Here is a 12,968-nt window from a genome sequence, read left to right as displayed (position 1 = left end):
CGCATTAGCGGCGGCGGCCGTCATGATCGCGCTGGGCGGCGCGGCGCGCGCGGAGCAATTCTCTGCCAATTTCAAAGGCACGGACATTCAGGAATTTATCAATACGGTCAGTAAAAACCTGGGCAAAACCATCATTATCGATCCGGCGGTGAAAGGTAAGGTCACGGTGCGCAGCTACGAACAGCTCGACGAGAAACAGTATTACCAGTTCTTTCTCAACGTGCTGGACGTCTATGGCTATACGGTCATCGGCATGCCCAACAACGTCCTGAAGGTGATTGCCGCCAAAGAGGGAAAAAGAGCCGCGCTGGCGCAAAACGGCGCAGAGGCGATCGCCGAAGGGGATGAGGTGGTGATGCGCGTGGTGCCGCTGCGCAATATCGCGGCCAAGGACGTTTCGCCGATATTGCGCCAGCTTAACGACAGCATCGGCGTGGGCAGCGTGGCGCATTACGAGCAGGGCAACGCGCTGTTGATCACCGGCCGGGCCAGCGTGGTCAACGGCCTGCTCGAGCTGGTCAGGGAGATGGATCAGGACGACGGCAATCGGGTCGAGACCCTCGCGCTGAAGCATGCGGCGGCGCCGGAGATCGCGCGCATGGTGAATGAACTGTTTCGCGAAGAGGGCAAGCGGCGTACGGCCGGCGCGAGCTCGCTGCGGCTGGTGGCGGATGAGCGAACCAACAGCGTGATGATCGCCGGGGACGATCGGGCCCGCGAACACGCCAAAGAACTGATTGATCAGCTGGATAACAAGAGCGTCACCCAGGGCAATACCCAGGTTATTCCGCTCAAATACGCCAAGGCGCAGAGCCTGGTCGAGGTATTGACCGGCGTGAGTGCAGGCCTGCAAAACGAGAAAGAGAGCGCCGCCGCCAACGTGGCGCTGCTGAAAAACGTGGTGATCAAGGCCGATGAGCAGACCAATGCGCTGATCATCACCGCCGCGCCGGACGTGATGCGAGATCTGGAGGCGGTGGTCGCCAAGCTCGACGTGCGCCGCGCGCAGGTGCTGGTCGAAGCGGTGATCGTCGAAGTGCAGGATGGGCAGGGGCTGAACATCGGCGTGCAGTGGGCCAACAAATACGGCGGCGGCACGCAGTTCGCCGGCTCGGCGCCCGGGGTGTCGGCGGGGTTCGAAAACGGCATGAGCGACGTGTTCGGCAAGGCCAACGGCCTGATGACCGGTTTCTACAGCGGTAACTGGGGCGTATTGCTGTCCGCCATCGCCAGCAACAACCAAAACAATATCCTGGCCACGCCGAGCATCGTCACGCTGGATAACGCCGAGGCGGAGTTCAGCGTCGGGCAGGATGTGCCGATCCTGACCGGTTCGCAAACCACCAACAGCGATAACGTCTTCAATACCGTGTCGCGCAAGACGGTGGGGATCAAACTCAAGGTCAAACCGCAGATCAACCAGGGCCAGTCCGTGCTGATGCAGATCGAACAGGAGGTCTCCAGCGTTGCCGACAGCGCCGGCGCCACGCCGGATTCGCTGGGGGCGACCTTCAATATCCGCACGGTCAACAACACGGTGCTGGTGGACAGCGGCGAAACCGTGGTGGTGGGCGGCTTGTTGGACAAGTCCAATTCGGAGCTGGAGAGCAGCGTGCCGATCCTCGGCAAGATCCCGCTGGTGGGGGCGCTGTTTCGCTCGACCGCCACCAAAGCGAGCAAGCGCAATTTGATGCTGTTTATCCGCCCGACCATCATTCGCAGCACCGAGGGGTATGCCCGGCAGAGCCAACGCAAGTTAGGCAAGTTCGACGCCGAGCAGCAGGACGATCCTGAGCTGAATGACGCGCTGCGCGGCGAGATCGCCGGCGATAAGAAGGCGCTCGACAATCGGGCGTTTCTCGCCACCGTTGCCAGTATCGACGCGTTTTATCCGCGGGGAGCCCGCCCGTGAAGCGCCGTTCCGCGGGGCCGCTGCTGCCTTTCGCCTGGGCGCGGCAGCATGGCGTGCTGGCCGTCGATGGGCAGAGCGGCATCCAAATGTATTGCCATCCTGAAACGAGCCACGCCGGGTTGATGGAGGCCTACCGCTGCCTGCCCGGCGAGCCGGCGCTGGCCCGGCTGGAGGTGGAGGCTTTTGATCAACGGCTGGTGGCGCACTACCAGCAGGAAAGCGGCCAGGCGCAGAAAATGATCGACGACCTGGGCGGCGAACTGGATTTTTACGCGCTGGCCGAGGAGCTGCCGCAGCAGCAAGACCTGTTGGACGAACAGGACGATGCGCCGATTATCCGCCTGATCAACGCCTTACTGAGCGAGGCGATCAAAGAGCGCGCCTCCGATATCCACATCGAAACCTACGAGAGCGAGCTGGTGATCCGCTTTCGCATCGACGGCGCGCTGCGGCGGATTCTGGCGCCGCAGCGCAAGCTGGCGGCGCTGCTGGTGTCGCGCATCAAGGTGATGTCGAAGCTGGATATCGCCGAGAAGCGCGTGCCGCAGGACGGGCGCATGGCGCTGAAGGTCGGCGGGCGGGCGATAGACGTGCGGGTGTCGGTGATGCCGGCCAGCCACGGCGAGCGCGTGGTCATGCGCCTGTTGGACAAACAGGGCGTGCGGCTCGAACTGCCCAGCCTGGGTATGGCGCCGGCGCACCAGCAGGCGTTGCTGCGCCTGATCCGCCAGCCGCACGGCATCATTTTGGTCACCGGGCCGACCGGCTCCGGCAAGAGCACCACGCTCTATACCTTGCTGAGCCAGATCAACGATGAACAGCGCAACATCATGACGATCGAAGATCCCGTCGAGTATGAGTTGGCCGGCATCGCGCAGACGCAGGTGAATCCCAAGGTGGACATGACCTTCGCACGCGGCCTGCGCGCGCTGTTGCGGCAGGATCCCGATGTGGTGCTGATCGGCGAGATCCGCGACGGCGAAACGGCGCAGATCGCGGTGCAGGCCTCATTGACCGGGCATTTGGTGCTGTCGACCCTGCATACCAACACGGCGATCGGCGCCGTGACCCGGCTGCGGGACATGGGGGTCGAACCGTTTCTGCTTTCGAGTTCGCTCAGCGGCGTGTTGGCGCAGCGCCTGGTGCGTCGGCTTTGTCCGCAGTGCCGCGAGCCCTATGCGCTGTCTGACGCGCAGCGGCGCCTGCTGGGGCTGCCACCGACGCAGGCGGTGACCTGCTGGCGTCCGTTGGGGTGCGAGGCCTGCGGCGGGCAGGGATATCACGGTCGAATCGGCTTGCACGAACTGTTGGTGCTGGATGAACCGATGCGCATGGCGATCCATCGCGGTGACGGCGAGCTGGACATCGCGAAACTGGCCGCCGAACGCTATCTGCCGCTGCGCCAGGATGGGATCGCCAAGATGCGCGCCGGGGAGACCAGCCTGGAGGAAGTGCTGCGAGTGACGCGCGAAGGGGACGGCGATGAAGTTTGATTATCGCGCCTGCGATCGTGAGGGGCGCACCCAGCGCGGCGTGTTGGAGGCGGATTCTCTGCGCCACGCCCGCGATCGGCTGCGTGAAAAGGGGTGGCAGGTGCTGGCGGTGCAAGCGCGCGGGCGGCCCGCTTTCGCCGGCATGTTGGCCGGCCGCTGGATGAGCGGCGTGAGCAGCGGCGATGTGGCGCTGTTGACCCGGCAGCTGGCGACGCTGCTCTCCGCTGCGCTGCCGCTCGAGGAAGCGTTGATGGCGGTGGCGCGGCAAACGGAGAAAAAAGGCCTGCAGGCGGCGTTGGCTCAGGTGCGGCAGCGCATTCTGGAGGGCTTCCCGCTGGCGCAGGCTTTAGGGCAGCATCCGCGGATTTTTGACCGTCTCTACTGCGCCATGGTGGCGGCCGGTGAGATTTCCGGCCATCTGGCGCCGGTGCTGGAGCGGCTGGCCGACTACGTCGAACAGCGCCAGCAAATGAAGAACAAGATCGTGCAGGCGCTGGTGTACCCAATGGTGCTGACGGCGGTGGCGATCGGCGTAGTGGCGATCCTGTTGACGGCGGTGGTGCCGAAGGTGATCGAACAGTTTGTGCATATGAAACAGACCTTGCCGCTGTCGACCCGGATGCTGCTCGGCGCCAGTGACGGGCTGCGCCAATGGGGGGCATTGGCGCTGATGTTGGCGCTGGCGAGTCTCGGCGCTTTCCGCTATCGCCTGCGGGATCCGGCGCGGCGCGTGCGCTGGCATGCGTTCATCCTGCGGTTGCCGGTGGTCGGCAAACTGTCGCTGGCGGTGAATACGGCGCGCTACGCCAAAACGCTGAGCATTTTGAACGCCAGCGCGGTGCCGTTGCTGGAGGCGATGCGCATCAGCGCCGGTGTGTTGGGCAACGACGCCGCCCGCGAACGGCTGCTGGCGGCGATGGAGCGGGTGCGGGAGGGCGAAGGGTTATCGCCGTCGCTCGAGGGCACCGCGCTGTTCTCGCCGATGATGCGGCACATGATCATGTCCGGCGAGCGCAGCGGTGAGCTGGACATGATGCTCGAGCGGGCGGCGACGATGCAGCAAGAGGCTTTCAGCCGGCAAATCACGCTGGCGCTGGGGCTGTTCGAGCCTTTATTGGTGATCGCGATGGCCGGTTCGGTGCTGTTCATCATTTTGGCCATCCTGCAGCCGATATTGCAGCTCAATAATATGGTCGGCTAATCATGCCGTTAATGGAGATTAAAGTGAGTCATATCAGCAAAATACGCAGATCGCGGCAGCGAGGGTTTACGCTGCTGGAAATCATGGTGGTGATCGTCATTCTGGGGCTGTTGGCCAGCCTGACCATTCCAAGCCTGATGGGAAACAAGGAGAAGGCCGATCGGCAAAAGGCCGCCAGCGATATCGTGGCGCTGGAGAACGCGCTGGATATGTACAAGCTGGATAACGGGCGTTATCCCAGCGCGGAGCAGGGGCTGGCGGCGCTGGTGACCCGGCCGGTGTTGGCACCGATCCCGAGGAATTATCCCGAAGACGGCTATATTCGCCGGTTGCCGCAAGATCCCTGGGGGCAGGAGTACCGTCTGCGCAACCCGGGGCGCCACGGCAAGCTGGACGTGTTTTCTCTGGGCCAGGACGGCGTTGCCGACACCGATGACGACATCGGCAACTGGGTGGCCGACGCCAAGGCGCCATGAGGCGTATACGCGGCTTTACGCTGCTGGAGATCATGCTGGTATTGCTGTTGCTGGGAGTGACCAGCGGCCTGGTGATGCTGAGTTTTCCTGCGGGTGAGAAGCCGCTGGCTCGGCAGGGGGAGCGGCTGAACCATTGGCTGTATGCCCTCGCCGAGCGGGCCGAACGTGAAGGGGTGAGTTATGGCGTGGCGTTCGCCAGCGGCGGTTGGCGCAGCGTCGTCGCCGAAGAGGGGCGGGATGAATACGTTTTGCCGGAGGGCATCGCGCTGCGGCTGAGCGTTGAGGGGCAAGCCGTCACGCTTGACGACGCGGCGGCGCAGATGCCGCAGGTGTGGCTGTATCCGGGGGGCGAAACCACCGCGTTCAGCGTGGCGCTGTCGCAGGGCAAGTGCCAGTGGCGATTGCAGGCACCCGGTTACTTCGTATTTGAAACGACGGATATTCGTTGCGATGACGCGGAAAATTAAACGCCAGCGGGGTATGACGCTGCTGGAGGTAATGGTGGCCTTGATGATCTTCGCCATCGGCTGCCTGGCGCTGATCAACAGCACCGGCGGCCAGGTGCGCAGCCTGAGCGCGATCGAAGCCAAGAGCGTTGCGCTGTGGGTGGCGGACAACCAGTTGACGCTGCTGCAGCTCGACCCGTATCCGCCGACGCTGGCCTGGCATTCGGGCACTGCGGCGATGGCCGGTGAAACCTGGCACTGGCGCTATCGCGGGCAGGAGACCAGCGACGCCGGAATGCGGGCGATCGCGATTGAAGTCCGGCGCGATCCGCAGGATCGCAACGCGCTGGTGGAGATGCTGGCCTACAGGGCACTGCCATGAAACGCGGTTCGCAATGCGGTTTTACGCTGGTGGAAATGCTGCTGGCCATCGCCTTGTTCGCCATGCTGTCGCTCACCGCGCTGGCGGTCTTTAGGGGCGTGCTGAAAAGCGATGAAATCACCCGGCGCAAATCGACGCAGCTGACCCAGCTGCAACGGGCGCTGGCGATCGTCGAACGCGATTTCACTCATGCGCAGGCGCGGGCGCCGATTGGCGATAAGCGCTTGCCGGCGGTGCCGGAGTTCGCGGTGCGGCAGACGGTGGGCGAGGACGCGGATATACAGCTGCTGCTGATCCGAAACGGCTGGCCGAATCCACACGCTCGGCTGCCGCGCGCCACGCTGGAGCGGGTGGAGTATCGCTACCGGCAGGGGCGGCTCGAGCGTCTCAGCTATCCGAGTTTGGGCAGCCCGCAGGCGGCGGCGCGCAGCGTGCTGCTGCTGCCGGAGGTGACGCGGTTCCGCCTGCGCTTTTACCTGCAGGGCGAATGGTTGACGGCCTGGCGCGCCGGCGGGCTGCTGCCGCAGGCGGTGGAAATCGTCGTCGAAACCCCCGCGCTGGGGGAGGTGCGCCGCATCGTCACGGTGCCCGCCGCGAGGCCATCATGAAAAAACAACGCGGTATGGCGCTGTTGATGGTGCTGCTGCTGATGTCGCTGATGGCGATCGTGGCGATCAATATCAACGATAACTGGCAGCGTTCGCTGGCGCGCACCCAGTCTCAACAGGATCGGCTGAAGGCCAAATGGCTGCTGCTGGGCGGGGAGATCTACGCCCAACAGCGATTGCGGCAGGCGGGAGAGAAGCGCAAGGCCTGGGGGGCATCAGGAGCGGCGTTCAGTATGCGTACCGAAGAGGGGGAGGTGACGATACGCCTGCGCCGCGTCGATGCCTGTTTCAACCTAAACGCCCTGATCCGCGCCGCCGGCCCAACGGAGGCCGGGAATAGCGAGGGGGTTCCCCCCAATAAGGAGAGGCGGATATTCATGCTGTTACTGAACAACCTGGGGATCGCCGACGCGCAGGCGGGCGCGATTGCCGAGGCCATCGTCGCCAGGGGCAATGACGAGGGGTATCTGATGGGGAATGTCAGCGAACTGCGGGAGCTGGCCAGCATCGATCGTGAGCTTTACCTGCGCCTGGCACCGCAGCTTTGTGCGGCGCCGGATGCCGAACTGCGCATCAACCCGGATGCCGTGAGCGAGGCGCAATTACCGCTGCTGCGGGCGATGCTGATGAACGCCCTGAGCGATGAACGGCTGCGGGCGCTGCTGGCGGCCCGTCCGCCGCAGGGCTGGCAGACGCTGGCGTTTTTGTCGCAGGAAAAAGCGCTGCAAGACTTGGGTGACGACGATCTCGGCGAGCGATTGACGTTCGACGATAGCCGCTGGATTGCGCAGCTGCAGCTGACGCTGAACGACGGGCGCTATCGGCTCGTCAGCGCGTTGCAACCGGGCCAGTCAGGCGTCACGGTCAGCGGACGCCTGTTCGACAGAGGGGAGGGGTAAAGGGTGGCGAATACAATCCTGCTTATCGCGCTGAGCGAGGACTTGATGGCCGATGTGCGCTGGGGCCGCGTCGGCGAGACGAGTTGCCGTTTCGCCGCCCACCTCGATCTGACCGAAGGCGGCGGCGAGTTGGCGGCCATGGCACAGGGCAGCCGCGTCGTGGTGTTGGTGCCTGCCCGTCATGTGGCGCTGAGGCAAACGACATTCCAGGGCAAGGCCCGGCAGGCGACGCCGCTGGCGCTGGCCTACGCCCATGAGGCCGGGTTATTGGCCGATGCCGAGCAGATGCACTGGGCGGTGCTGGACAAGGCGCAGCGCGATTTCACCCTCGCCGGCGTCGCGCTGACGCAGATGCAGGAATGGGTCGAGCGCCTGAGCGCCAGCGGCATTCGCGCCGATAAAATGCTGCCCGACGTGCTGGCATTGCCGCTGCCCGGCCAATGCAGCGCGCTGCATTGGCGCAACCACTGGTTGATCCGAACGGGAAACGGGCAGGGAATGCAGCTGCCCGACGCCTGGCTGGGCTGCGCTTCACTGCCGACGCCGGACTGGTGTCTGCACCGCGGCGGGGAGGTTCCGGCGGGCTGGGAAGCGGCGCGCATTGACGAGGATCCGCTCTGGCGACTGGCGGAAGAGGCCTGGAACAGTACATTCACGCTGCTGCAGGGACGTTTCAAACCGAGCGTACGCTGGCCGCGCCGCCTGCCCGACAAGACCGCCTGCGCGCTGCTGTTGCTCAGCGGTTCGCTGCTGGTGGGCGGTTTGCACCACCAACAGATGGCCCGGCAGAGCGAGAGCCAGATTGCGGCGCTCTCACGGCACCTGCTGCCGGGCCAGGCCGCGTCGGCGTTTGCCGAGCAGGCGGCGAAAGCGCGGGTGCGGCGTATGCAGGATGCCCTGAATGCGCCGCAGCTGTTCAGGCTGTTGCCCTACGCGGCCGGGGCGCTCGCGTTATGGGCGCCCCCGCAGCTGCAGGCGCTGGCTTTCGACGCCGCCGACGATCGTCTGGTGGTGACGGTGAACAGAAACGACGTGCCGCTGCCGGCGCCGGTTAACGACGGCGAGGTCAGCATGGCGTTCAGCGAGGGCGGTGCGTCCAACCAGGCGATCCTGACGGTGAGAGGTGAGCGATGAATATCGGGTGGCGCGATAAGGCGTTGCGGCGGGCGGTGCTGTTAAGCCTGTTGCTGCTGGCAGCCTGCGGCTACTGCCTGTATCAGTTTTCACAGGCGCAGAAAAGCGCACAGCGCCTGGCCGCGCTGCAGGGGCAGGCACGCGTCATCCAGCAACTGCAGGCGCGCTTGCCGCTGGATGCCGCTGCGCGCGAGCAACTGCCGGAGCGGCTGCGGCAGAGCGCGCAGGCGTTCCGCATCCCCATCGTCGCCCTGACGGAAAGTGATGCGCAGATGCAGGTGGGGCTGCCGCCCGTGCCGTTTGAAAGCCTGCTGTCGTGGCTGGCCGCCCTGCAGCGTGAGCATGGCATCCGCGTGCTGGCGCTCGCCGTGGAGCGCGCGGAGCAGGCGCCGGGCGTAGTGCAGGTCAACCTGCTGCGGGTAACGACGCAGCCGTCGATGTAACCCACGCTAACGAATCATCAGGAATCAAAAAAATCATGCTATTTGCCCTAAACGCGGCGGCGGATGAACACTGGCTGTTATTTAGCGCCGTGTTGAGTCTGTGCGTCGGCAGTTTTATTAACGTAGTCGTTTATCGGCTGCCCATTATGCTTGAGCGCGAAATGGAAACGGCGCAGGCCGAGCGGTTCGATCTCTTTTGGCCGCATTCATTCTGTCCGTCATGCACAAAAAAATTATCGGCGTTCGATAATATTCCTTTATTAAGTTGGCTGCTGTTGCGTGGCCGCTGTCGTTATTGCCGCCGTCCTATTGCCGTGCGTTATCCACTGCTGGAATTATTTCTGATGCTGATGGGGATAACGCTGGCCTGGCGGCTCGGCATCGGGGTGGATTGGTTTTTCATGCTGGTGTTGGTTGCGCTGTTGCTGGCGTTGGCGGCGATCGACAACCAATGTCAGCTGCTGCCGGATTGCCTGACGCTATCGCTGCTGTGGATCGGCTTACTGTGGCATTGTCTGGCGCACCCGGCCTTTTTGCCGGCGGCGGTCATTGGCGCGATGGCGGGCTATCTGGCGCTCTGGCTATTGTATTGGGGATTTCGTTTGGCGACCGGCCGCGAGGGGCTGGGATACGGCGATTTCAAACTGTTGGCGGCGCTTGGCGCCTGGGGCGGCTATGCCGCTTTGCCGTCGATCCTGCTGTTCGCCTCCGCCGGCAGCCTGCTGTGGCTGTTGCTGCGCGCGTGGCGCGGCGGCGATGCGGCCCAACCCCTGCCCTTCGGGCCGGGGCTGGCGACGGCGGGCGCCGGCGCGGTGGCCTGTCAGTGGCTTGCGCTGCCGATAGGGGGCTAACGCAGCTGGGCTAAAAAAGGCGCCAGCGAGCGGTTGAGTCCACGGCACTTTTCCTGCAGCGGCGTGGCGTCGGCCTCCAGCTGCGCGGCGACGTGTTTACCCGCCGCAAGCAGTTGGGCGCGATTGAGCGCCGGCGTCCAATCTTTTTCCTTCGCTTCCTGCAGCGCCGCCGCCGCGAGCTTATCGCCGGCCGGAATATCGGCGCGGTTGCACCTGTCTCTTAGAAATTGACCGGCGCCGACCAGCGACGACAGCTGGTCGCGTTGGGTAGCGGCGTCAGGAGCCGATTTGGCGGCGTGCTGGCAGCCGGATAACAGCAGGGATGCCACGATCGCTGCGGCAATATTTTTCAATGTCACGTTATTTTCTCTGCGGTGTTGGTTCGGTGTATTTATTTTCTTGCTCGGTGCTACGGTATTTCACGCTTTCCGGATTATTTTAAACGTTTGTCATGCCATTTAATATCATGACGATATTAGGTTTTATTATTTTAATGCATTCTAAGTGCCGGGCGTTCAGGGCTTCTACTTATTATTCCTCTCGCGGTATCGCCGCATCTCTTTGAGTTTCTTCTCACTCAGTTGGAATCCAATAAATTTAACTGGAGTCGTAATGAAATTATCCAAAATCGCCCTGATGATGGCAACGCTCGCGGCCTCCTCGGCCGCCTGGTCGCACGGTTATATCGAAGTGCCCGAGAGCCGCGCCTACAAGTGCAAGCTGGGCAGCAACACCGACTGCGGCCGGGCGCAGTGGGAACCGCAGAGCGTCGAGCAGGTTTCCGGCTTCCCTGGCGGCGCGACGCCGCTCGACGGCCAGCTGGCCAGCGGCGGGGTGAACGGCTTCGAGTCGTTGGATCGCCAGGGCGTCAACGTCTGGGCGTTGAATACCATGAAGCCGGGGCCACAGACGTTCACCTGGTACCACACCGCCAAGCACAAAACCAATAACTGGCGTTACTACATCACCAAACAAGACTGGGACGTGAACAAGCCGCTGTCGCGCGAGGCCTTCGAAAAAGAGCCGTTCTGCGAGATTGATGGCCATGCCAAGCCGCCAAAAGATCGCGAAGTGCACCAGTGCGTGGTGCCGGAGAGAACCGGCTATCAGGTGATTTACGGCGTGTGGGAAATCAATGACACGGTAAACAGTTTCTATCAGGTGGTTGACGTTAACTTCGAAGACGACGGCGTCGTGTCGGAATGGCGCAAGCAGCTGCAAGGTTCCCTCACCGGTAAAAACCTGCAGGTTGGCGACAAGGTGATCGCCCGCTTCTTCGATGCGGACGGTGAAGTGCTGACGATGAAAACCGAACTGGCGATCGACAGTGAGACGCTGACCGACAAAAACCGCTGGGGTCACGCGCTGGCCAGCAAGATCAACACCGAACAGAAAGCGGTGCGTGCCGGGGTGAAAGACGGCAAAGGCAACGTCAATCCGGTGTTTGGCAATAACGCGGTCTACGCCAAGCAGGGCAGCACGATGAAGAGCGTGGTGATTTCCTATGAGGAAGAAACGCCGGCTATCACCGAAGAGATCCGCATCGGCAACCTGTCCAGCACCAAAATCAAGGACGGCAAAGCTCAGCTGACCTTCAATGCCGAGGTCAAAGGCAAACTGACGGTTGAAGCGCGCGTTTACGACCACGGCCAGACGGAAAAAGGCTACCTGAAAGCGACGCTGGAAGACGCCAGCCAGCCGCTGACTATGGCGCTGAGCAACGTCAGCGAAGGCCACCACATGCTGAAAGTGATCGCCAGCAATGACAACGGGCAGAGCATTCAACCAGATATCGAAAACTTCAACCTGGAAGCGGAATCCACCGGCGGTGGCGGTGGCGGCGGCAACGGCGACTATAACTTCGTCTTCCCGAACGCGCTGAGTAAATACACTGCCGGCACCACGGTGCTGCAACCGAAAGACGGCAAGGTATATCAGTGCAAACCTTTCCCTTACAGCGGTTACTGCATGCAGTGGAACAGCGGCGCGACTCACTTTGAGCCGGGCGTGGGTTCCAACTGGCAGGATGCCTGGGTCGTGAAAAAGTAAGTGTAAATCGGATAGCCAAGCGGCCAGCGATGGCCGCTTTTAAAGGAGTTTTATGTCACACGAACCTGCCCGTTACGATCTTTTCAGTCGGTTACTGCATTGGGGCATTGCCGCCGTGATGATCTACGTAATGATCGTTGGTTATTCACTGCATTTTATGACGGATGCACGCATCTTCGCCTTTTTCTCCGTGACCAATATGTCGCTGGCCTTGGTGCTGACACCGCTGATGGCGGCGCGCTTTATCTGGCGTTTTTTCCGGCCTAAGGTGCCCTATGGCGATATGCTGCAAGGGCACGAGAAGGGATTGGTGCATTTGCTGCACGAAATATTCTACCTGCTGATTTTCGTGGTGCTGCTCAGTGGATTCCTTATGCTGGAGCACGGCTTTGCCGTTTTCGGCGCGATCGACTTCCCTCGCCCGATAACAAATCTCGACGTTAACCGCTTCTTTTTCGCCGTGCACCGTTATTCGTGCATCGCGCTGTCGGCCATGATCGTGCTGCACATAGCGGCGGTGATTAAACACCACTGCTTCGCCGGGCAGGCGATTTTGCGCCGCATGCTCTGATTTTACGGGGCGATCACGCCGCCCGGCGAGGCAGTGCGGCGGCGTGGCCGCGAAGGTAATAGGGAAGAGCGACGGCATGACCGTGACGCGTGTGGCCGATAAGCAGGGAGTGCGAGAGACAGCACGCGTTAATCGCGTTAAGGCGTAATACCCCGGACAGGAACAGAGAATTGTTTCTATTTATTATTAACGATAAAAATGAACGTAATTAACATTTCATTGTCAATAGGAAAAATACGTATTCAGTTTGAACATTGAAGCCGATAAAAGCATCGGCTCAACGCGTTGGGGGATGATTATCTGACATATTTCCAAACGGAGGTGGGGATTTTGTCATACAGTTTGTTCATGGTGAGCTCCGCCAGACGGTGATCGGCCGCTGAGTAAAACAGCTCCAGTTCATCATCGGAAAGCTCGTACTTATTTTTCTCAATAACACGTTCGAGAGTATCAATCGTGGTGCATTTACGTAAACGCATCAGATAGTCGGTTTTAGTCATGGT

15 protein-coding genes are annotated in these 12,968 nt (G+C 62.0%); 13 read left to right on the top strand and 2 right to left on the bottom strand.

Annotation, left to right across the window (positions count from 1 at the left end; all coding sequences use genetic code 11):
- Nucleotides 1–22: 22 nt before the first annotated feature.
- From gspD to ACJ8IN_RS09155, 11 genes are read left to right on the top strand one after another with little or no spacing between them, the layout of a single operon-like run.
- The gene (gene gspD, locus ACJ8IN_RS09205) at nt 23–1,912 is read left to right on the top strand and encodes a type II secretion system secretin GspD (protein ID WP_060422242.1); all 1,890 of its coding nucleotides are present in this window, start codon (nt 23–25) and stop codon (nt 1,910–1,912) included.
- Entirely contained in the window at nt 1,909–3,405 is a 1,497-nt protein-coding gene (gene gspE / locus ACJ8IN_RS09200; protein ID WP_060422017.1) for a type II secretion system ATPase GspE, read from the top strand. Before gspD ends, gspE begins: the two co-directional genes overlap by 4 nt.
- Nucleotides 3,395–4,606, top strand: coding sequence for a type II secretion system inner membrane protein GspF (gene gspF, locus ACJ8IN_RS09195; protein WP_060422014.1), 1,212 nt, complete (start codon nt 3,395–3,397; stop codon nt 4,604–4,606). Before gspE ends, gspF begins: the two co-directional genes overlap by 11 nt.
- 11 nt (nt 4,607–4,617) lie before the next feature.
- Nucleotides 4,618–5,082: a type II secretion system major pseudopilin GspG gene (gspG, locus tag ACJ8IN_RS09190; RefSeq protein ID WP_060422239.1), complete on the top strand. Its 465-nt coding sequence runs from the start codon at nt 4,618–4,620 to the stop codon at nt 5,080–5,082.
- A complete protein-coding gene (locus tag ACJ8IN_RS09185) occupies nt 5,079–5,549 on the top strand; it encodes a prepilin-type N-terminal cleavage/methylation domain-containing protein (protein WP_060422011.1) in 471 nt (156 codons plus the stop codon). Before gspG ends, ACJ8IN_RS09185 begins: the two co-directional genes overlap by 4 nt.
- Nucleotides 5,533–5,910 (top strand): type II secretion system minor pseudopilin GspI, encoded by a 378-nt coding sequence (gspI, locus tag ACJ8IN_RS09180; protein ID WP_230202061.1) that lies wholly within the window; start codon nt 5,533–5,535, stop codon nt 5,908–5,910. Before ACJ8IN_RS09185 ends, gspI begins: the two co-directional genes overlap by 17 nt.
- Entirely contained in the window at nt 5,907–6,518 is a 612-nt protein-coding gene (gene gspJ / locus ACJ8IN_RS09175; protein ID WP_033647282.1) for a type II secretion system minor pseudopilin GspJ, read from the top strand. Before gspI ends, gspJ begins: the two co-directional genes overlap by 4 nt.
- Entirely contained in the window at nt 6,515–7,417 is a 903-nt protein-coding gene (gspK, locus tag ACJ8IN_RS09170) for a type II secretion system minor pseudopilin GspK (protein WP_047568999.1), read from the top strand. The genes gspJ and gspK overlap by 4 nt, the downstream gene beginning before the upstream one ends.
- 3 nt (nt 7,418–7,420) lie before the next feature.
- The gene (gene gspL, locus ACJ8IN_RS09165) at nt 7,421–8,551 is read left to right on the top strand and encodes a type II secretion system protein GspL (protein WP_047568996.1); all 1,131 of its coding nucleotides are present in this window, start codon (nt 7,421–7,423) and stop codon (nt 8,549–8,551) included.
- A complete protein-coding gene (gene gspM, locus ACJ8IN_RS09160; RefSeq protein ID WP_047568994.1) occupies nt 8,548–8,994 on the top strand; it encodes a type II secretion system protein GspM in 447 nt (148 codons plus the stop codon). The genes gspL and gspM overlap by 4 nt, the downstream gene beginning before the upstream one ends.
- 35 nt (nt 8,995–9,029) lie before the next feature.
- Entirely contained in the window at nt 9,030–9,845 is an 816-nt protein-coding gene (locus tag ACJ8IN_RS09155; protein WP_052133456.1) for a prepilin peptidase, read from the top strand.
- Here ACJ8IN_RS09155 and gspS read toward each other — a convergent pair.
- Nucleotides 9,842–10,204, bottom strand: a complete 363-nt coding sequence (gene gspS, locus ACJ8IN_RS09150) for a type II secretion system pilot lipoprotein GspS (RefSeq protein WP_033653248.1) — start codon at nt 10,202–10,204, stop codon at nt 9,842–9,844. The two genes, ACJ8IN_RS09155 and gspS, sit on opposite strands and share 4 nt — an antisense overlap.
- A gap of 253 nt (nt 10,205–10,457) precedes the next feature.
- Between gspS and gbpA the strand changes: the two genes are divergently transcribed.
- Nucleotides 10,458–11,894, top strand: coding sequence for an N-acetylglucosamine-binding protein GbpA (gene gbpA / locus ACJ8IN_RS09145; protein ID WP_308325474.1), 1,437 nt, complete (start codon nt 10,458–10,460; stop codon nt 11,892–11,894).
- 52 nt (nt 11,895–11,946) lie between these two features.
- Nucleotides 11,947–12,465 carry a cytochrome b gene (locus ACJ8IN_RS09140; protein WP_047568991.1) on the top strand — a complete coding sequence of 173 codons (519 nt, stop codon included), beginning with the start codon at nt 11,947–11,949 and terminating at the stop codon, nt 12,463–12,465.
- A gap of 296 nt (nt 12,466–12,761) precedes the next feature.
- On the opposite strand, the gene ACJ8IN_RS09135 is transcribed toward ACJ8IN_RS09140, so the two are convergent.
- Nucleotides 12,762–12,965, bottom strand: a complete 204-nt coding sequence (locus ACJ8IN_RS09135) for an HHA domain-containing protein (RefSeq protein ID WP_004940313.1) — start codon at nt 12,963–12,965, stop codon at nt 12,762–12,764.
- Nucleotides 12,966–12,968: the final 3 nt, after the last annotated feature.

Origin of the sequence: Serratia sp. CY31944 (assembly GCF_052169175.1) — a bacterium.
Classification (GTDB): domain Bacteria; phylum Pseudomonadota; class Gammaproteobacteria; order Enterobacterales; family Enterobacteriaceae; genus Serratia; species Serratia sarumanii.
This window is presented reverse-complemented; position numbering and strand designations above follow the sequence as displayed.